The sequence below is a fragment of the Campylobacter sp. 107 genome, from assembly GCF_002383835.1.
In the GTDB taxonomy this organism is placed as follows: Bacteria; Campylobacterota; Campylobacteria; order Campylobacterales; family Campylobacteraceae; genus Campylobacter_D; species Campylobacter_D jejuni.
Map to the genome: position 1 here is coordinate 88,799 of NZ_NXBA01000042.1, position 21,271 is coordinate 110,069.

Below are 21,271 nucleotides of genomic sequence, written 5' to 3' on the forward strand. Positions count from 1 at the left end.
CTAAGCTTTTAAAAATTTAGCTTTGGAGAAGAAAATTTGGAAAACATTAGAAATATAGCAGTTATAGCTCACGTTGACCATGGTAAAACCACTATGGTAGATGAATTATTAAAACAATCAGGCACCTTTAGCGAAAGAGAACAAATTTCAGAACGCGTTATGGATAGCAACGATATAGAAAAAGAACGTGGCATTACCATACTTTCAAAAAACACAGCGATCAATTACAAAGGTACAAAAATCAACATCATAGATACTCCAGGGCATGCTGATTTTGGCGGAGAAGTAGAACGCGTTTTAAAAATGATTGATGGAGTTTTGCTTTTAGTAGATGCTCAAGAAGGCGTTATGCCGCAAACTAAATTCGTGGTTAAAAAAGCTTTATCTTTAGGGCTTAAACCTATAGTTGTAATCAACAAAATCGACAAACCAGCTGCTGATCCTGAAAGAGTGATCAATGAAATTTTTGATCTTTTTGTAGCCCTAGATGCAAACGATGAGCAACTTGACTTTGCTATAGTTTATGCTGCAGCAAAAAATGGTTATGCTAAGCTTGATCTAAACGATGAAAGTGATAATATGGAGCCACTTTTTAAAACCATACTTGAACGCGTTCCAGCGCCAAGTGGTACAAATGACAATCCTTTACAACTTCAAGTTTTCACTTTAGGGTATGATAATTTCGTAGGTAAAATAGGCATTGCTAGAATTTTCAATGGGGTTGTTAAGAAAAATCAAAGCGTAATGCTTGCAAAAGCTGATGGCACCAAAGTAAATGGTAGAATTTCAAAACTCATTGGTTTTATGGGCTTAGAAAAAATGGATATTGAAGAAGCAGGAAGTGGAGATATTGTAGCTATAGCAGGTTTTGAAGCTTTAGATGTTGGCGATAGCGTTGTAGATCCAAACAATCCTATGCCACTTGATCCTTTACACATTGAAGAGCCGACTTTAAGCATAGTATTTTCTGTAAATGATGGACCATTAGCAGGAACTGAAGGAAAACATGTAACTTCAAATAAAATCGCTGAACGTTTAGAAGCTGAAATGAAAACTAATATTGCTATGAAATACGAAAGCACAGGAGAAGGTAAATTTAAAGTAAGCGGTAGGGGCGAACTTCAAATCACTATTTTAGCTGAAAATATGCGTCGTGAAGGTTTTGAGTTTTGCATGGGAAGACCTGAAGTTATCGTAAAAGTTGAAGATGGAGTTAAAACAGAACCTTTTGAACATTTAGTTATCGATGTGCCTGAAGAATTTAGTGGTGCGGTAATAGAAAAACTTGGCAAAAGAAAAGCTGAAATGAAAACCATGGCACCAACAGGCGATGGACAAACAAGACTTGAGTTTGAAATTCCAGCACGCGGACTTATAGGTTTTAGAAGTCAGTTTTTAACTGATACCAAAGGCGAAGGCGTGATGAATCATAGCTTTTTAGAATTCCGTCCTTTTAGCGGTGCGGTTGAAAAGCGTAATAATGGAGCGTTAATTTCTATGGAAAATGGCGTGGCTTTAGGGTATTCTTTGTTTAACCTTCAAGAGCGTGGAGTACTTTTCATAGAGCCTCAAACTAAAGTTTATACCGGTATGATTATAGGTGAGCACTCTCGTCCAAATGATTTAGATGTTAATCCTATCAAAGGAAAGAATCTTACCAATGTAAGAGCAAGTGGAAGCGATGATGCAATCAAGCTTGTGCCACCTAGAAAATTAAGTCTTGAAAGAGCTTTAGAGTGGATAGAAGAAGATGAACTTGTAGAAGTTACGCCTGTAAATGTGCGTGTTCGCAAACGCTATCTTGATCCAACTCAAAGAAAAAGAATGGAAAAAGCAAAATCTTAATGGATTTAAAAAGCTTAGAAAATAATAGACTTTATATACTTAAACGCTTAGGAGTCTTAAAATTCCTAAGCATTATCGAAGCCTTACTTGTAGGTTTTTTAGCCTTTGTTTTTATAAGAGATGCCTTAATCGCAGTAATTTTAGCTGTTTTTGTAGGTGTTTTTTTCTTTCGTTTTACAGCTAAAAAACTAAAACTCGCACAAAAAGAATTGCAAATTAATGCTTTAAATTTATTTTTGCGTCGTTTTGGGGCAAAATTTAAAAAGCAAAGTTTAAGCCAAAAAGACTTTTTAAAATTAGGACTTACAAAGGATTTAAAAGAATTTAAAAGTCAAAACTGCTTTGAATTTAAGGATTTTAAAATTTATGATATTCAGTTTTTGGACGAAAATAAACGCTTTTTTTGCGGAATTTTGCTCGAAATTTTAAGTGCAAACAAAAATCCTAGCTTTGAAAATGAAGAGCAAATTTATATCAAACTTCAAGATAAAAATTTCACTTTAAATCATGTTTTTTCTAAAGAAAATCATTATCTTATTGCTACTTTAAGCAATCCTTTCTTTATAGATATAAAAAAAGATTTAGAAAGCAATTTCAAAGATTTAGAAGAAAATCTAAATTCTATAAAAAATAAATTATTTAAATAATTAATATAAAGTTAATATTATAAAATTTTAATAAATATTAATTATATACTTTAAATATATATTACTTTTAGTAACACTTTAAAATTTAATTTTATTTAAATTATTCTTATTATGCTTAATATTTAAGAAAAAATACATTAAAATCAATTTGAACTGCAAATAAAAAGGAGGAAAATCATAAAAAAACACATTTTATTACTTGGCTTATATCTTAGTTTAAGTCTTAGTGCTAAAAGCGTGAGTGATTACAAAGTAGGAGAAGAATTAAGCGACAAGGAAGGAGTAGAGTATTTTAAGGAGCTTTCCAAAAGACCTGTGCAAGAATGGCCAAATAAAAATTTAAGCATCAATGATATTCCAAAAGGCAAGCAAGGGGATTTAATCCGTTATGGCATAGAGCTTTTAAGCAAGACAGAAAGTACTTTAGGACCCTATAGCAAACTAAAAAAGACAAGCAACGAAGTAAATTGTATTTCCTGTCACATGGACAATGACGGCAATGGTTTGCCAGGAACAAAAAAATATGTTATTCCATTTTTAAATGTCCTAAACAATTATCCAAGACTTGATATAGAAACGATGAAAATCATCTCTGTTGAAGATAGAATTCGCGGAATGGGTGGAACTGACTCTCATAGATTTCCTAATGATTCTAAAGAAATGAAAGCAATTTTAGCTTATTTTAAATGGCTAAAAGAAGCTTATGGTATTAAAGACGGCGTAAAGCTTGAAGGAGATTTTTTTGCTAAGATGAATTTTCCAAATCGCCCAGCTGACCCTGTGCGTGGGAAAAAGCTCTTTGAAGAAAATTGCGTTGCTTGTCATGGCGAAAGAGGACTTGGGGTAAAAAATGATAATTACGAACAAGGTAGCGGACATTTATATCCATCTTTACTTATCTATCCTGATGGTGGACACATGGCTATGATACCATTTTTAGCAAGATTTTTAAAATCAGCCATGCCTTTTGGTGCGAGTGCGGATAATCCTATATTAAGCGATGAAGATGCACTAGATATAGCAGCTTATGTCAATACAGGTTTTGTAAGAATGCCTATAACCACTACAGAAAATCGTGCAGGACTTGATACAGCTTATAGCAAATCCCCATCATTAAAACCTGAGTATTTTGCCTCACCACAGCAAAATTTAGATCCTAAAGAATACATAAAAGTAAAATACGGACCTTGGAAAAATCCAAATCACTTCCCAGGAGAATGATTAATTTTGGGCTTAGCCCAAAATTAATCCTCATCTTTGGCTAAATTTTCAAGACTTTTAATCCCTTCTTCGCCTATCAAATTTCCACCTTGTAAGTCGCTAAATATCGCATTTAAAGAACTCACTATGGCAGTGGAATTAAAACTTAGATTTTCTATAGCTCTTTCTCTTTTTTTCCATATATTTTGCAAAGCCCTTTTTTCAGCTTCTAACTCTTCTTTCATATTTTGGTAAGTTTTGAGTATAAAAGTGATTTGCGTGTTAAATTCCTTGGAATTTAAGTATTCGTATAAAATGTGATTTTTTTCATCTTTGTTTTGCAAAGCATTTTTGAGTTTATAAGAATTTATAATGCTTTCTCTAAGCACTGCTAAAACGCCTTTGAATTCATTAAAAGTGCAGATCAAAATTCCTTCTTTAAAATGCGTTTTTTCTTTATCTTTTGGCATAGTTTTTGTGATCAAAACCGCTATATCACTTTTTGCGGCTATACTATCTAGTTTAAGTTTATCCAGCCATTCTTTGTTAAATTCTTTAGTGCGTTTGCTCTCATACAAAATACTTCCGCAAATATTTCCAAAATTATCCTTTACTATATGCAGACAATCAGCTCCATTTACGCCCTTTGGCACTTCTTTTACTTCATCACTTAAATACTCACTTTGTATGTATTCTTCTATGAGTAGTTCAGCTGCTTCGCCTTGGAGTTGCTGTGAGCCTTGCTCTATCCTGCGTTGTGCGTCTTCTAACTTTTGAGCTACACTTTTAAAATTCGTTTCTAGTTCTTTGTATTTAAGATCTTGCTCTTGAGTGCTTTTTTGAAATTCAAGACGCATTTTTTCTCTTTCAAATTCCAAATTTTTGCTTTCTTGTTCTTTAAATTCTTTAAAAGCCTCTTCTTTGGCTTGAAATTTCAATCTTTCTTCATTTTCTTTTTGCTCTCTTTTTAGCCTTTCATTTTCAGCCTTTATGCTTAAAAACTCGCTAAGCTCTTTGCTTTTTTTCTCGAGTTCTTCTTGCATAATTTTCATTTCATTTTCATGCTCTTTGTTAAATTTCTCGCTGAATTCTTTTTGGAAATTTTGCTTTTGCGTGAGAAGTTCTTGTTCAAATTTTTGCTTTTCTAAAAGAAGCTTTTGGCTTACTTGCTCGCTTATGAGTTTTTCTTGTTCCATCTTTTGAGTTTTTAAATCATTTAAAGCTTTGGTATATTCAGCTCTTTTAGCATTTACCTCATCATCAAATTCTTTTTTTTGTTTTAGCATTTCTTGCTTAGCTTTATCTAAAATTTGAGCATATAAAGCAGTGCTGATATCGATAAAACTTCCACAACTTGGGCATTTGATTTGTTCATTTTGGTTTAAATTTTGCATAAAAAATTTCCTTAGAATTTTTCTCTAAATTTAACATAGAAAAACAAAGATTATTCTAAGATTGACTTGTTAAAATCATTCTTTTAGAATAATTAGGATTACAAATGCAAAAACACACCAAAATTCACGGCTTTGCCAAATTTAAACTTATCATTATCCTTGCTTTGATGTCAAGCATAGCGCCACTTTCTACAGATATGTATTTACCCGCACTTTCTCATGTAGAACAAAGCTTTCAAACTAATTCTTTTTTAACCCAACTTAGTATCGCAAGTTTTTTTATCGCTTTTGCCTTAGGACAGCTTATATATGGTCCTTTAAGTGATATTTTTGGGCGTAAAATTCCAGCTTTGGTAGGGATATTTTTCTTCATCGTTTCGAGTTTGTTTTGTGTGATTATCGATGATATTTATGCTTTTATCGCTTTGAGATTTTTTGAAGCACTTGGGGGTTGTGCAGGTGTGGTTATCGCAAGGGCTATTGTCAATGACTTATTTGAGATCAAAGAAGCTGCAGGGATTTTTGCTTTAATGATGGTTTTTAGTTCTCTTGCTCCTATGCTTTCGCCAACTTTTGGGGGATTTTTGTTAGAGTATTTTTCATGGCATAGTATTTTTGCGACTTTGTTTGCTTTGGGAATTTTGCTTTTTTTGATGATACTTTTTGGTTTAAAAGAATCCGCACCTCATCTTAAAAACAAAAAATTTTCCCATCATGAAGCGATGAAAAGCTACAAATTTGTTTTAACCGATAAACGCTTTTTGGTTTATATACTATGTGCTTCTTTTGCTTTGGCGGCGATGTTTGCTTATATCACAGGATCAAGCTTTGTTTTTACGCAGTTTTTTAGCTTAAGTGAGCAAAAATTTGCCTTGCTTTTTGGGGCAAATGCTTTAGGTTTTGTCATCTGTGCAAATATCAATGCGAGATTGGTTTTAAAATACGAAAGCGAAAAAATTTTGGCAAAAGCTTTGATGATAATGTTTATATCGACCGTGATTTTACTTGTAAATGCCTTTTTTCATCCAAATTTCTTGCTTTTTGAACTTAGTATTTTTACAAGTATCGCTATGCTTGGTTTCATCGCACCCAATACCACGACTTTGGCTATGGCAAGGTTTAAAGAACATAGCGGAACTGCTTCTGCGGTGCTTGGAACGGTGCAATTTGGTTTTGCAGGGCTTATTTCTTTTGTGGTTGGGGCTATTAACGCAAATACGCCGATAATCCTTGCTTTTGTAATGTGTGCTTGCGTATTGGTTGCAAATATGATATATTTTCTAATCAAAATAAAGGAGAAAAAATGAAAACAAATAATATCTTTATGGCTTTAGCCATAGTTTTGGCAAGTTTGATTCTAGCTTTTGGATTTAACAAGGCTTTAAGTGATTTTAAAACACTTGAAAGAAGTGTAAGTGTAAAGGGTTTAAGCCAAAAAGAAGTCGAAGCGGATACTTTGATACTTCCTATAAAATTCACAAGATCAAACAACAATCTTACAAATTTATACGAAGAACTAGAACAAGATAAAGAAAATATCATCAAATTTTTAAAAGAACAAGGCGTAAAAGAAGATGAGATCAGCTACAACTCGCCAAACATCATAGATCGTTTAAGCGATCCTTATAGCAACGACACTCAAGCTACATACCGATACATAGGCACTGCGAATTTACTCATCTATACGCAAAACGTAAAACTTGGAAAAAGCATACTAGAAAACATTTCAAGTCTTGCAAAATTTGGCATAGTAACGAAAATCGATAATTATGACATAGAATACCTTTACACCAAGCTAAATGAGATAAAACCACAAATGATAGAAGAAGCAACGCTCAATGCTAGAAATGCAGCAATAAAATTCGCACAAGACTCAAACAGCCATCTAGGCAAGATAAAAAAGGCTTCTCAAGGACAATTTAGCATCAGCAACAGGGATAAAAACACACCTTACATCAAAACCATAAGAGTGGTTTCTACTATAGAATACTATTTGAAAGACTGATGATGAATTTTCAAGCTAAGCTTTAAGGCTTAGCTTGGTACTATGGAATTTTTTCGTGCGGTTTTTGATATAAAAATTTTTTTAATTTAGCTTCAGCAACTTCTTTATTTCTAATTTTTTTTAAACCACCTTTCTACGCCATTTATTTGCCTATCTGTTAATGTGTAATATTTTCTTAAATTTGATAAGATACTTGATAAATATGTTCTTTTGTTGCTAGGAATGCTTTTTAATGCAAGTAAAATTTTATATTCATAAGCATAACAAGTTAACAAATTCTCTAGTTTAAATTGTAAAGGTGCTTTTTTCTCTATATTTATAATATGTTTGATCGAATTTGGCGAGAGAATATTTGTCTTTAAATATTCTTTGTAATAATCATTTAGTATAAAATAATTTGCTTTTTTAAATTTTTTCATTTTACTTTGCCTTAAAACTACATATTCAATAGCCATAGAAATGTCACTCTTGCTCAAATTTGCCCTATGAGTGTGTTTTTTACCTTGGATTATTTTAGTTTCTTTTTTAAAATTTGAAATCAAAGATTTTGTAAAATCTGGTATAGCATTTAAATCATTATTGCACTTTTGCTTTGCGCATTCTTTTCCAGCATAACCACAAAATTTATTGTTATCTTTATAGTGTAAATAATATGCTTTTCCAGATGTCAATAATCTATCTTGACAAAATGATTTTTTATTAAAAGCAATAAAATCCTTTTTTACTGCTATAATTTCCCGCATGAATAATTCCTAATTTTATCGATAATTTCAACAACAAACCTAACTTTTTCTATTATTTCATCTGAATTTATTGTATTTTTTCCATGATTTAAATCTTGTATATCATTTGCTGTATATTTTTTAATTATATCAAATTTACTAAGTAATTTATCATAACAATCTGTGAAATTTTCGGTATTTTTAAAAAATATATTACAAATCTTTTCAAGAATAAATCTAACATCGCCACTGATATCAAATGCATCTTCATATTTCCCAAATTTTAAATATTCACATAATCTCAAATGAGTTGTTTTAAAATCATTATTCAATTTAAAACCTGCCAATTTTTCAATTTCAGACTGATTGGCATATTTTTTTATTTCAAAAATTGATTGTGTATCACTATTTTTTTTATTAAATTTATCACATACTTCATCAATATGTGTAGCTATAAAAAACTGGCCTCGATTTTGTTTCAAAAGTTTACTGGATATATAATTAATAATTTTATCTCGATTTGAATTGTCTAAACTATTTATAGGATCATCTAAAAAAACCAAAGGGCATTCTTTTATTTCTTTAATTTTTGATAAAAAATGATTTGTAAAATATATTATAGAAACTATAGTCTTCTCACCTTCGCTTAACCCCTTATCACAATCAAACCATTTATTATTAAAATTTAACCTTTGTATTTTATAATACGTATCCCCTATCTTCTCAAAGCAAATATCATTGAAAAACCATTCTTCCATATCTTTATTAAGATTTTGAAAACTTTGATCCATTTCTTTAAGTTTTGCATCTATATCTACTATATGCTTATTTCTTTTTTCTAATACACAATTAATTTTTTCTTTGATTTTATTATAAAAATTAATTAAACCATTATATAATGCAACATTATCTTTCTCTTTAGCTATAAAATGCTTTTTTATCTTTTCAATATTTTCATCTATATCTTTAAGATATGTTTGTTGCTTCCTATTGTGCTGTTTAATTAAGTTTTGAATATCATCGTTTAAAATTCTTTGAAATAAATTTAAATCGCAATCAATATCTATATCATTCTTGTTTGGATTTTGTTTCTTAAGTTCTATATGATTTATTATATTATTTATTTCTTTTACGGATTCTTCAATAAATAATAAATATTCTTGTCTTTTTTTATCAATATCATCATCAATAAGTAATTTAGTCTTAATAAAATACTCATTAAGCCATTTTGTATAATTACCCAATTCTGTTATAGAAATTTCAAAAAAAATTTTAGCTTTACCCAATCTTTCAATAAACTGTTTATATTCTTCATTAAAATGTTTTTCTAATTTTTCCCATAATTTAACACCTAATATATTTTGCCCACATAATGGACATTTATCTTTATACATCTCTGACTTATTTTTTATATCAAATGCTAATCTTGCCAAATTTTCCAAATCATTATCTTGCTTAAATCTATCTATTGCATTATTTTCTGGGGTTTGTTTAAGCATTTCATCAATTTTTTTTACACCATTTTCTATTTGTTTAAATTTATCAAAATTAAACTCTTTGATAATTTCATAATTTAAATTTTTCTTCATTGATTTAATTTTTTCAAATTCATCATACGACAATACTTCAAATAATGATATTTTTTCACTTGATAAGTAACCATCATCTATATGTGTAGATTGATAAGATTGTGGAGTATTATATTTATTACTATCAATTTTGCTTAGAACTTCTCTAGTATTTTTTGCTATTGTGCTTTTAAGATCCTTTTTGTTTTTATTTGCAGTATTTATTTTTTCTTCTATTTTATTTTTGAATTCTTTAAGTTTTTTTATTTTTTTGCATATCTTATTTTTTTCTAGAATTATATTTTCTATATCATCAGCTATATAAAATGTCTTAAATTTATCATTGCTATAAAATAAGCTATTTTTATAATCTGTATCATAAAAAAATAAACTAAAACCATTAGAGCTTATTTCAAAAATATCTAAATTATTATTTTCAATATTATCTTTAATGAAATTTACCAATGAACTTTTACCTTGACCATTTCTCCCATACAAAATATTAATACGATTAAATTCCAAACCACTTGAATTATAATTATTAAAACTTTTATAATTAACTTGTTTTATTTTTTTAATCATTTTCACTCCTTGTTTTCTATGATTTTTATTTCTTCTTCGGTGAGATTGTAAAGTTTATAAACCAAAGAATTGATTTTGTTTTCTAGTTCTTGGGTATTTGCGTTTTTGTCTTGCTCTTTGGCTTTTAAAATTTCATCAACTAAATTTACAAGCTCATTTGCTAATTTTTGATTTTTAGAATTTATTTTTGGTATAGGAAGTTTTTCTAAAAATGCTTTTTTATATCTAAAACCATTTTCTCCTAAATTTCCACCTGCATAAAATGTTTTAAAGATGAAAGCAACAAAGTCATTATTTAAAAAGGCAATAAGATATTTTAAATTTTCACCTGTTAAAATAAAACTTGTAGCTTCTGCATAAAAATTTAAATTTACATCTAAATAAAATTGTGGCTTTCTTACAATTTCGCTATACACTATCTTTTCTTTTTCAAATTCTTCGATATACGCACAATTTCTAAGATTATAAGGAGTCAAGCCTTTATCAGCTCTTTTTTCTAGTTGTGGATAAAATTCATCAAAATGCTTTTTTAAACTAGGATAATGCTTTATATTTATCGCTTCTACTTTTTCTCCATTTTGATTTTTGTAACCATTATGAGTATTTATCACCCAAAGTCCCGCCCACTCGTAACTATATCTTTTTATATCGCGTCCGCGTAGCATTTTGCGTATGAGTTTGGCGGTGCGTTCTTTTTCGGCTTCATCTTTGCAATTTGCTAAAATTTCATTTCTTTTTTCAGTGGTGATGATAAAGGCTTCATTATAGCCTGTTAAAATTCCACGATATATATTAAGCCCATGCCATTCTTTAAGCGGAGTTCCTATGCGTTCTATCTTAGCCTTTAAGGCACTAGTATTCTCATCGCTAAAAGTGAAGCTTTCTTTACTTAAAGAATTTTGCGAAAATTCTGCAAAGTCCTTATATAAGCCGATGTCATAAGTACAAGTTTTTAAAATTTCATTGCTTAGGGCAAGGTATTTGAATTTATTATCTTTGCTTTTTGATTTTTCAAAACAAAGTATGGAAGTATCCACTGTAGCACTATCAAAAACTTTTATGCCATTTAAATCAGTGTATTCTAAAAACTTAACATTTTTAAGCAAAAATTCACGCAAAGCTTCCCCATATCCTGCACGCGTGTATTTGTTAGAAGTGATATAGCTCAATACCCCATTATCTTTTAAAACATTAAATCCTAGTTCATAAAAATAAGTATAAATATCGCTCGTGCCTTTATAAACCTTATAATTTTTAGCTAAATGGGGCTTGAGTTCTTTAAGCTCTTCTTGTCTTATATAAGGTGGATTGCCGATGATGAGATCAAAGCCTTTGAAATTTCCATCATCGTCCAAAATTTCAGGGAATTCAAAACGCCATTCAAAAGGATGATTGCTTTCTAGGTTAAAGATATTGTCGTATTCTTTTTTAAGATTTGCAAATTCTTTTGCGGCTTCTTTTTCATCAAAATCAAAAAGAGTCAAATTCGCACTAACAAAGAATTTCAAATTTTCATCATCTACGGCTAAGAAATTTCCGTATTTTTTAGAGTATTTTTCACATTTATCATTAAAGCTTTTCATTTCTTTTTTAAATTTATCCGCAAAGCAGAAATTTTTAAAAGAAATTTTGAGATTTTTTATCTCTTGGTTGATGTGGCTTTTATCCGTGTAAAAGCCTTCTTTATAGTCTTTTACTATGCGTTTGTATTTGTTAATGCGTTCTTTGATGTTAGGATAGTGGTTTAGGCTTTTGCCTGTTTCAAAGTAAGATACCAAAGAATTTCCGCATTTTATGTTTATATCGATGTTTGGCAATGTTTTAAGATCGTGATAAGTCTCATCATCAAAGCTTTGATAAAAACTATGTTTTAAAAGCTCTATCCAAAGCCTTAGCTTGGTGATCTCGCATGAGTTAGGGTTGATATCGACTCCAAAAAGGTTGTTTTCTATGATGTCTTTTTTAGTGTGAAAAAGTTCTTGCTGGATAAGATGGGCTTTATCTTTAGGCGTACTTGGGCGTTTATACTCTATAAACTCGCCTTTTCTACCCGTGATGAGAATTTCATCGTTTTGCACTTCTAGATAAAATTCTTCATCAAAAAGATTTAGCTCATCATAAATGCTTAACATAACATTTAAAGCAGAAACCAAAAAATGCCCGCTTCCCACCGCAGGATCGCAAATTTTTATGGAATTTAAAAGCTCTTTTTGTGCTTTTTTGTCTTCTTTTCTTAAAGACTTTCTTAGTTCATTTATATCTTTAGCATCAAGATCAAATTGAGCGTTGAATTTATCAAGCACAACTTTTGTGATGCTTTCTTTACACATATAAGAAGTGATAAAGCTTGGCGTGTAAAAGCTTCCTTCTTTGTAGCCATTGAGTTTTTCAAACACATTTCCTAAAACACTTGAACTTATGAGTTCTTTTTGGCTTAAAATTTCGCTTTGCTCATCATCGCTACCAAAATCAAAACTATCTAAAAATTCAAACAAGTATTCTAAAAGCCCCACTTGTCCTTTTTTAGCCTTGCATTTATCATCTTTTAACACGGTGTTTTTATAGTAAAAAAGCTTTAAATCATTGCTTAAGCTTGAAATTTCAAGCGTGTTTTCTATGTTTTGTTTTTCAAACAAAGAAGAATTTAGATAAGGCAGATAGGCAAATTCGCTTTTCTTTCTCGTGCTTTTTTCTTTGGCTAAAACTTCAAAGAAAAGTTCGCTAAGCTTGTCAAAATCAGGGATTTTTTTGAAATTTAAAAATTTCAAATTTTTATCATCATTAAAACGCACCAAATTTGACTCTATAAGCTTTAAAAACAAAATGCGATTAAGCCATAAGATCAAAAGTTTTAAGATGGTTTCAAAATTTTCTTCTTTAAGCTTAGAGTTTATAGCGGTGTAGAAAGTGCCTTGCTCTTCTTTACTTTCTTCACTTTTTGCGATGATGAGTTTTGAGTTTTGTTTGCTCTCACAAAGCCCTAAGATATATAAAAGCTCTTTGTAAAAAGCGTTGTTGAGTGAATTTGCATCGTTGGGGTTAAACTCACTTAGCAAAAAGTCTCTATGAAAAGTTTTATAAATACTTGCTAGGTTTTTAAAATTTGATTTTTGTTTATCTTTTAAAAACGTCAAGTCAATCAAAAAGCCTTTTAAGTTTTCTTTGGAATTTTCTATGAGTTTGGCTACTTCTTTATAGAATTCTTCAGTATTGCCTTTGAAAAGTGAATTTGGATTACAAAATTCTTCAAAAAGTTTTTTAAAACTTGGATTTTTATAAAAAAGCTCTTCAAACTCACTAATTTTAAAAATGTAAAATTTATAAAAATCTGTGATGATAATAAATTTTAAGCTAAAACTATACTCTCTATTTCTAAAATAATATAAAATAGTCTCGTGTAAGGCTTTAGAATTTACCTTTGTATGAGTGATAAATTCTTTTGAATTTGGCTTTTTAGCCTCAATAAGAACTTCTAAGTCTTTACTAAACTCATCTTTAGAGATGGATAAGTCAATCTCACTTTTGCCTTTTTGCTTGGTTTTGATGTGGGTTTTGAAATTTAACATGGTTAAAAATGGACTAAGTGCATTAGCTACAAGATAATCTTCATTTTCACTTTGCGAACTTTCAAGTCTTTCTAAATACTGCATTAAAGCCTTGCTAAATATATCAAATTCATTTTGCATGATTTGCTTTTTGCGGTAGTATGGGTTGAAAAAATCTTTTTCATTTAGCAAAGTGAAATGCATTTTTAACCTTTATAAAAAATATTTTGTATTTTATCAAATTTTACTTTTATATAAAATTTTTTAAGAATTTAATATATCATTAATACCTTTATATGCTTCCTGTATAGGTTTTTTAATAAAAAAATCATTTAAAATTTGAATAAAATCTTTTTTAGAATTTTGATTTTCAATTAACCAATAAATAAAAGCGTATTCTCCTTCTAATTTTTCATTGTTTATTAATTTATCACAATAATAGTGATTTTGATATTTTCTAACATTTTCTTCTTTTACATCTTTAAATAATTTTAAACATTCTTTATATTTTTCATTTTCTATATCTTCTTCATCATCATTTGAAATTTCAAATGTCAAACCAATAATATCATAGTATTTTTTTTAAAATAAATATATATACATGGATATATGCTTTCATTCTTATAATCAATAGGATAAAATATAAATACACCATAATTAACACGATTTTCTTCTATTTTATTGCCGATAAAAGTTATATCGCCTATTTTAATTTCCTTGTGTTCAAAACTATTAAAAAATTCTTCTATTATATATTCGCAGATATTGCTCCATTTATGCTGAATAATATCTTTAGCTTTTTTATATTTTTCTTCATTTAAATTTTTAAGCTCTGATTTGTTTTTGTTATATCTATATAAAATCATCGCATTTTTTAAATTTTGCATTTTTATAATGTCTTGAAAAATAAATTCCAATACATCATCTCTTTGAGTATACTCATCTGTTATATACCATTGTAAAATACTTTTGTATTGATTTAAAGTAAAAATAATGTTTTGTATATCAAGAATAAATTTTTGATCTTTGGTTGATTTTTCTTCATATATTTTTATACACTCATCAATCCATTCCTTAATCCATATATAATCCATCTTCAAATAATAGCTAACATTATTTTCATTTTTATCTTTAATCAAATTTGTCTTTATTGTAAAATTTCCCAAACTATAATCACTAGGACTAGCACACTCATCTTGATGCAAATATATAGTCAATATGTTTTTATAACAATCTTTTATATTTTTGATATTTTTTCTTACAAAATTAATATAATCTTTCAATTGATTTTTTTGATCTTTTGCATAAATTTTATTTTCTATTATAATATATCTTTTATCACTTAATGTTATTAAAATATCTATCCTTCTATTATCTTTTATGCAGGCTTCTGTTTCTACGCTTTTTATATCTTCTATGTTTAAATTTTCAAATTTCGTATTTACTAAACTCTTACCAAGTTTTTCTAAAAATACCTTTGCAAAATTTTTTTGATAATGATCCTTATTTATATCAATTAAATAAGCTATAAATTTAGAATGATAATTTTCTTTTGTTTCAATATTCAAAGCATCAAATATATTTATATCACTCAAACCATTATTCACATCTTTTTCAAATTTAATATCTTCTTCAAGCAATCTTTCAATAAATTTTTCCATGTATCACTTTCCAAATTTTATACAATTTTACATGTAAATAAATTTCTAATTACAAACTAAAAAAACTGATTATTAATTTTATAGGCAAGTTAAGTAGAATTAACAAGTCCGCAATGAGCTACTTTCCCCCTGCCAGTAAGGCGTAGTATCATCACCCACGATGTGCTTAGCTTCTTGGTTCGGGATGGAGCAAGGCGTTTCCACATCTGTATAATCACGGACATTGTTATTTAAATATTCTTTGAAAGATTGAATTTAAGAATAAAACTTAATCTTTTATTCCTTTAATTTTTTCTTTATTCTCTTTCTTCTTTTCTTATCTTTTATCTTTGATAAGTTTTTATATAGAATACTTAAAAAACAATGTTAAGAGCAAGTTCTAATACAAACTCTACTTGAAAGATTTCTATTAAACTCTAAATATTATCTATATTCAAAGTCTTCTTAAAAACCTTAACAAGGAAGTGATGCTTTATTAAAGATAAGCCAAACGCTCTATTAGTACTGGTCAGCTAAAGGACTTTCATCCATTACACACCCAGCCTATCAAACTAGTAGTCTTCTAGAGAGCTTAGAGAAGATTCATCTTAGAGTTGGCTTCACGCTTAGATGCTTTCAGCGTTTATCCTTTCCAAACTTAGCTACGCTGCGATGCTCTTGGCAGAACAACAGCTACACCAGTGGTTTGTTCAACCCGGTCCTCTCGTACTAGGGTCAAATCTCTTCAATCTTCTTACGCCCACGGCAGATAGGGACCGAACTGTCTCACGACGTTCTGAACCCAGCTCGCGTACCGCTTTAAATGGCGAACAGCCATACCCTTGGGACCTGCTCCAGCCCCAGGATGCGATGAGCCGACATCGAGGTGCCAAACCTCCCCGTCGATGTGAGCTCTTGGGGGAGATCAGCCTGTTATCCCCGGGGTACCTTTTATCCTTTGAGCGATGGCCCTTCCACACAGAACCACCGGATCACTAAGACCGACTTTCGTCTCTGCTTGACTTGTATGTCTTGCAGTTAAGCTGGCTTATACCTTTATACTCTACGAACGATTTCCAACCGTTCTGAGCCAACCTTTGTAAGCCTCCGTTATTATTTGGGAGGCGACCGCCCCAGTCAAACTACCCACCAGACATTGTCCCACTTGAGGATAACTCAAGCTGGTTAGCTACCCAAATAAGAAAGAGTGGTATCTCAACAATGGCTCATATACAACTGGCGTCATATACTCAAAGCCTCCCACCTATCCTGCACATTCTTATCCAAGTAGCAGTGTCAAGCTGTAGTAAAGGTCCACGGGGTCTTTCCGTCTTGCCGCGGGTAGGAGGAATTTTCACCTCCACTACAATTTCACTGGATCCCTCTTTGAGACAGCTCCCATCTCGTTACGCCATTCATGCAGGTCGGTATTTAACCGACAAGGAATTTCGCTACCTTAGGACCGTTATAGTTACGGCCGCCGTTTACTCGGGCTTCGATCAAGAGCTTCGCTAATGCTAACCCCATCAATTAACCTTCGAGCACCGGGCAGGCGTCACACCCTATACATCCTCTTACGAGTTAGCAGAGTGCTGTGTTTTTGGTAAACAGTCGGGAGGGACTCTTTGTTGTAAGTTTCCTTGCTTTCGGAGTAAATCCTAATACAAAGCTAACCACACCTTATACCGAAGATACGGTGCTATTTTGCAGAGTTCCTTAAAGAGAGTTCTTCCACGCGCCTTAGAATACTCATCCCACCCACCTGTGTCGGTTTACGGTACGGGCAACATTAGCTAAACTTAGAAACTTTTCTTGGCTCGACGGCATCAGGGGTTCTTCTATCCATCCGAAGACTTCAAAAAGCCTTTCAGTTCTCGGAGTATTGTTATACGGATTTGCCTATATAACCTCCTACGACCTTAGACTAGCACTTCCATCCGCTAGCCCCCTTAGCCCTAAGCGTCCTTCCATCGCACACTAATGTTGGTATTGGAATATTAACCAATTTGCCATCGTCTACCCCTTTCGGACTCGACTTAGGACCCGACTAACCCTACGATGACGAGCATCGCGTAGGAAACCTTGGGTTTACGGCGTTAATGATTCTCACATTAATTATCGCTACTCATGCCTGCATGCTCACTTCTATTCGCTCCAGCACTCCTTACCGGTATACCTTCGACGCAAATAGAACGCTCTCCTACCACTTAGTAAACTAAGTCTACAGCTTCGGTACTTACTTTAGCCCCGTTATATTTTCCGCGCAAAATCACTAGACCAGTGAGCTATTACGCTTTCTTTAAAGGATGGCTGCTTCTAAGCCAACCTCCTGGTTGTTTAAGTAACTTCACATCGTTTTCCACTTAAGTAAGATTTAGGGACCTTAGCTGGTAGTCTGGGTTGTTTCCCTCTTGACGACGGATTTTATCACTCGCCGCCTGACTGCTGTGATTACATATAAGGTATTCGGAGTTTGATAGGGTTTGGTACATTGGTGTATGCCCTAGCCCATTCAGTGCTCTACCCCCTTATATTACGACACAACGCTATACCTAAATATATTTCGGAGAGAACCAGCTATCACGAAGTTTGATTGGCCTTTCACCCCTATCCACAAGTCATCCCGGGGCTTTTCAACGCCTATGGGTTCAGTCCTCCACTAGTTCTTACACTAGCTTCAACTTGCTCATGGATAGATCACTTCGTTTCGGGTCTGCAGCATCTGACTAAGCGCCCTATTCAGACTCGCTTTCGCTACGGCTTCGCGTTTGCTTAACCTTGCCAGACACCACAACTCGCAGGCTCATTATGCAAAAGGCAGTCCATCACCCTGTATTGCTACATAGGGCTCTGAATGATTGTAAGCAAATGGTTTCAGGTTCTATTTCACTCTGATCACCTCAGTTCTTTTCACCTTTCCCTCACGGTACTTGTGCACTATCGATCTGGTATTAGTATTTAGGGTTGGATCGTGGTCGACCCGGATTCAGACAGGATTCCTCGTGTCCCGCCCTACTCAGGATACTGCTAGCTAAGGTTTGTTTTTCGCATACGGGACTATCACCCTCTATGGTTATACTTTCCAGAATGTTCTGCTAAACTTACCTCTTGCACATTGCAGTCCTACAACCCCCAGTGCAAGCACTGGGTTTGCCCTCTTGCGCTTTCGCTCGCCGCTACTGACGCAATCTCTATTGATTTCTTTTCCTGAGGGTACTAAGATGTTTCAATTCCCCTCGTTCGCTCCTATATAGGTAATGTATATCTCTATACATTGGGTTGCCCCATTCGGAAATCTACGGATCAAAGCTTCTTGACAGCTCCCCGTAGCTTATCGCAGTCTAGTACGTCCTTCATCGCCTTTACCAGTCAAGGCATCCACCATTCGCTCTTAGTAGCTTACCTTTTTTACCTTTTATTATTGATTCTAAAACGCATCACTTCCTTGTTAAAGTTTTTATGATAAGACTTCTTTATCTTAAGACGGAAAGCATTCAAACACTTAATATAAAACTAAATGATTTAGTCTCAACTAAGCTGTGAGTTTGAAACTTGTCTTTAATTTATAATCCTTAAATCTAATATTCTCTTTATTCATAGAAGAGAAGACAGCTAAAAGTTAAGTTAAACTAAAGAAAAAATAAATAGGTTTTATCCTTTAACAAGTCCTGTAAAATTGTTTTTATTAAAACTTGCTTGTGACTCTTAACAATGATAATTAAAAAGAACATTTAGGTTTAAAACCTAAAGGAAGTATATATATTAACATAATCATTATAAATATAAATGCATAATGTATGCTACTTATATCTATTAAAGTATATTCTTTTATAGTTAAAGATAAAAATAAATCTAAGTATAGAGTTTATATTTTATATTTAATCTATTTTATATACTTGCTTTAGATTTTAAAGCTTCTTTATTCAAATCTTTTTTATGGTGGGCCTAACAAGACTTGAACTTGTGACCTCACCCTTATCAGGGGTGCACTCTAACCAGCTGAGCTATAGGCCCTTAATAAATGGTGGAGAATAGCGGGATCGAACCGCTGACCTCCTGCGTGCAAAGCAGGCGCTCTCCCAGCTGAGCTAATTCCCCATAAACAATTAGCTTTATCATCAATCTTTAAAATCTAAACAAGAATCAATTGAGTTTATATATTGAAGTAATAGTTGTGAGACTTATTACTTTGTACTCTAGAAAGGAGGTGATCCAACCGCAGGTTCTCCTACGGTTACCTTGTTACGACTTCACCCCAGTCGCTGATTCCACTGTGGACGGTAACTAGTTTAGTATTCCGGCTTCGAGTGAAATCAACTCCCATGGTGTGACGGGCGGTGAGTACAAGACCCGGGAACGTATTCACCGTAGCATGGCTGATCTACGATTACTAGCGATTCCGGCTTCATGCTCTCGAGTTGCAGAGAACAATCCGAACTGGGACATATTTTATAGATTTGCTCCACCTCGCGGTATTGCGTCTCATTGTATATGCCATTGTAGCACGTGTGTCGCCCTGGGCATAAGGGCCATGATGACTTGACGTCGTCCACACCTTCCTCCTCCTTACGAAGGCAGTCTATTTAGAGTGCTCGGCCGAACCGTTAGCAACTAAATACGTGGGTTGCGCTCGTTGCGGGACTTAACCCAACATCTCACGACACGAGCTGACGACAGCCGTGCAGCACCTGTCTCTAAGTTCTAGCAAGCTAGCACCCTCTTATCTCTAAAAGGTTCTTAGGATATCAAGCCCAGGTAAGGTTCTTCGCGTATCTTCGAATTAAACCACATGCTCCACCGCTTGTGCGGGTCCCCGTCTATTCCTTTGAGTTTTAATCTTGCGACCGTACTCCCCAGGCGGTACACTTAATGCGTTAGCTGCATTACTGAGATGACTAGCACCCCAACAACTAGTGTACATCGTTTAGGGCGTGGACTACCAGGGTATCTAATCCTGTTTGCTCCCCACGCTTTCGCGCCTTAGCGTCAGTTGAGTTCCAGCAGATCGCCTTCGCAATGGGTATTCTTGGTGATATCTACGGATTTTACCCCTACACCACCAATTCCATCTGCCTCTCCCTCACTCTAGACTATCAGTTTCCCAAGCAGTTTAATGGTTAAGCCATTAGATTTCACAAGAGACTTGATAATCCGCCTACGCGCCCTTTACGCCCAGTGATTCCGAGTAACGCTTGCACCCTCCGTATTACCGCGGCTGCTGGCACGGAGTTAGCCGGTGCTTATTCCTTAGGTACCGTCAGAATTCTTCCCTAAGAAAAGGAGTTTACGCTCCGAAAAGTGTCATCCTCCACGCGGCGTTGCTGCGTCAGGGTTTCCCCCATTGCGCAATATTCCCTACTGCTGCCTCCCGTAGGAGTCTGGACCGTGTCTCAGTTCCAGTGTGACTGATCATCCTCTCAGACCAGTTAAGCGTCATAGCCTTGGTAAGCCATTACCTTACCAACTAGCTGATACTATATAGTCTCATCCTACACCGAAAAACTTTCCCTACTCAACTTGTGTTAAGCAGGAGTATAGAGTATTAGCAGTCGTTTCCAACTGTTGTCCTCTTGTGTAGGGCAGATTAACTATACCTTACTCACCCGTGCGCCACTAATCCACTTCTAGCAAGCTAGAAGCTTCATCGTTCGACTTGCATGTATTAGGCACGCCGCCAGCGTTCACTCTGAGCCAGGATCAAACTCTCCATAAAAATTATAGATAGTTTAATCTTTTTCTTCAAAGAAAAAGTTATGAAAGATTAAAAGAAAAACTTTTAATCTTTTTAATTATTAGATTGAATAGATTTTACATAATTACTTATGCCTAAATCTTTCTGGCTCAATCGATCACTTATTTAGATTTCAAAGATTGACTAATAAGATTTGAATAACAATACTAAGTTAAAAGAACAAAACAAAAAATCATTTTTAAAAGAAAAGTTTTTAAATTAAAAAACAAGATTTATAAAAAAGCTTTTAGTTTATAAGACAAAAACCAAAAGAGTTAATTTATAAAATCTACTAAGCTAGTGAAACTTTATAATTTAAAAGATTTTAAGTCCTTTTTTCAAAAAAAGGAAATGAAAGTATAACCAATTAAACTTAAAAGGGGATTAAACAA

The 21,271-nt window shown here is 32.7% G+C and carries 9 protein-coding genes, 2 tRNA genes, 3 rRNA genes and 1 pseudogene; 5 read left to right on the forward strand and 10 right to left on the reverse strand.

The genetic code is table 11. From position 1 onward, the window contains the following. Positions 1-36 precede the first annotated feature (36 nt). The 3 genes from typA to BGS40_RS06250 all read left to right on the forward strand — a co-directional run bounded on the left by typA (position 37) and on the right by BGS40_RS06250 (position 3,713). Positions 37-1,845 (forward strand): translational GTPase TypA, encoded by a 1,809-nt coding sequence (gene typA / locus BGS40_RS06240; protein WP_002799607.1) that lies wholly within the window; start codon positions 37-39, stop codon positions 1,843-1,845. Beyond that, positions 1,845-2,492, forward strand: a complete 648-nt coding sequence (locus BGS40_RS06245; protein WP_002895184.1) for a hypothetical protein — start codon at positions 1,845-1,847, stop codon at positions 2,490-2,492. Before typA ends, BGS40_RS06245 begins: the two co-directional genes overlap by 1 nt. Before the next feature lie 177 nt (positions 2,493-2,669). Then, complete coding sequence (locus BGS40_RS06250; protein ID WP_096738514.1) at positions 2,670-3,713, forward strand: c-type cytochrome; 1,044 nt, start codon at positions 2,670-2,672, stop codon at positions 3,711-3,713. Positions 3,714-3,736: 23 nt separating this feature from the next. Here the strand turns inward: BGS40_RS06250 and BGS40_RS06255 are convergent, their stop codons facing one another. Beyond that, entirely contained in the window at positions 3,737-5,086 is a 1,350-nt protein-coding gene (locus BGS40_RS06255; protein WP_057031775.1) for a DUF2130 domain-containing protein, read from the reverse strand. 104 nt (positions 5,087-5,190) lie between these two features. On the opposite strand from BGS40_RS06255, the gene BGS40_RS06260 reads away from it, so the two are divergent. Continuing rightward, the gene (locus BGS40_RS06260; protein WP_096738515.1) at positions 5,191-6,393 is read left to right on the forward strand and encodes a multidrug effflux MFS transporter; all 1,203 of its coding nucleotides are present in this window, start codon (positions 5,191-5,193) and stop codon (positions 6,391-6,393) included. Then, positions 6,390-7,091: an SIMPL domain-containing protein gene (locus tag BGS40_RS06265; protein WP_002842934.1), complete on the forward strand. Its 702-nt coding sequence runs from the start codon at positions 6,390-6,392 to the stop codon at positions 7,089-7,091. Before BGS40_RS06260 ends, BGS40_RS06265 begins: the two co-directional genes overlap by 4 nt. Before the next feature lie 110 nt (positions 7,092-7,201). Here the strand turns inward: BGS40_RS06265 and BGS40_RS06270 are convergent, their stop codons facing one another. From BGS40_RS06270 to BGS40_RS06310, 9 genes and pseudogenes are all read right to left on the reverse strand, one after another. Then, a complete protein-coding gene (locus BGS40_RS06270) occupies positions 7,202-7,834 on the reverse strand; it encodes a hypothetical protein (RefSeq protein ID WP_257841715.1) in 633 nt (210 codons plus the stop codon). Further along, positions 7,819-9,963, reverse strand: coding sequence for an AAA family ATPase (locus BGS40_RS06275; RefSeq protein ID WP_002793270.1), 2,145 nt, complete (start codon positions 9,961-9,963; stop codon positions 7,819-7,821). Before BGS40_RS06275 ends, BGS40_RS06270 begins: the two co-directional genes overlap by 16 nt. A 2-nt stretch (positions 9,964-9,965) precedes the next feature. Then, positions 9,966-13,712, reverse strand: a complete 3,747-nt coding sequence (locus BGS40_RS06280; RefSeq protein WP_096738516.1) for a class I SAM-dependent DNA methyltransferase — start codon at positions 13,710-13,712, stop codon at positions 9,966-9,968. A gap of 60 nt (positions 13,713-13,772) precedes the next feature. Next, a pseudogene (locus tag BGS40_RS06285) lies at positions 13,773-15,169 on the reverse strand (PD-(D/E)XK nuclease family protein). A 105-nt stretch (positions 15,170-15,274) separates the two neighbouring features. Continuing rightward, positions 15,275-15,391 (reverse strand): 5S ribosomal RNA (gene rrf / locus BGS40_RS06290). Between the two features lie 255 nt (positions 15,392-15,646). Beyond that, positions 15,647-18,553: ribosomal RNA gene (locus BGS40_RS06295) — 23S ribosomal RNA — on the reverse strand. Between the two features lie 532 nt (positions 18,554-19,085). Beyond that, a tRNA-Ile gene (locus BGS40_RS06300) sits at positions 19,086-19,162 on the reverse strand. 8 nt (positions 19,163-19,170) lie between these two features. After that, positions 19,171-19,246 (reverse strand) — tRNA-Ala (locus tag BGS40_RS06305). Positions 19,247-19,348: 102 nt separating this feature from the next. Continuing rightward, positions 19,349-20,861: ribosomal RNA gene (locus tag BGS40_RS06310) — 16S ribosomal RNA — on the reverse strand. The 16S, 23S and 5S rRNA genes sit together here with 2 tRNA genes alongside, the layout of an rRNA operon. Positions 20,862-21,271 lie beyond the last annotated feature (410 nt).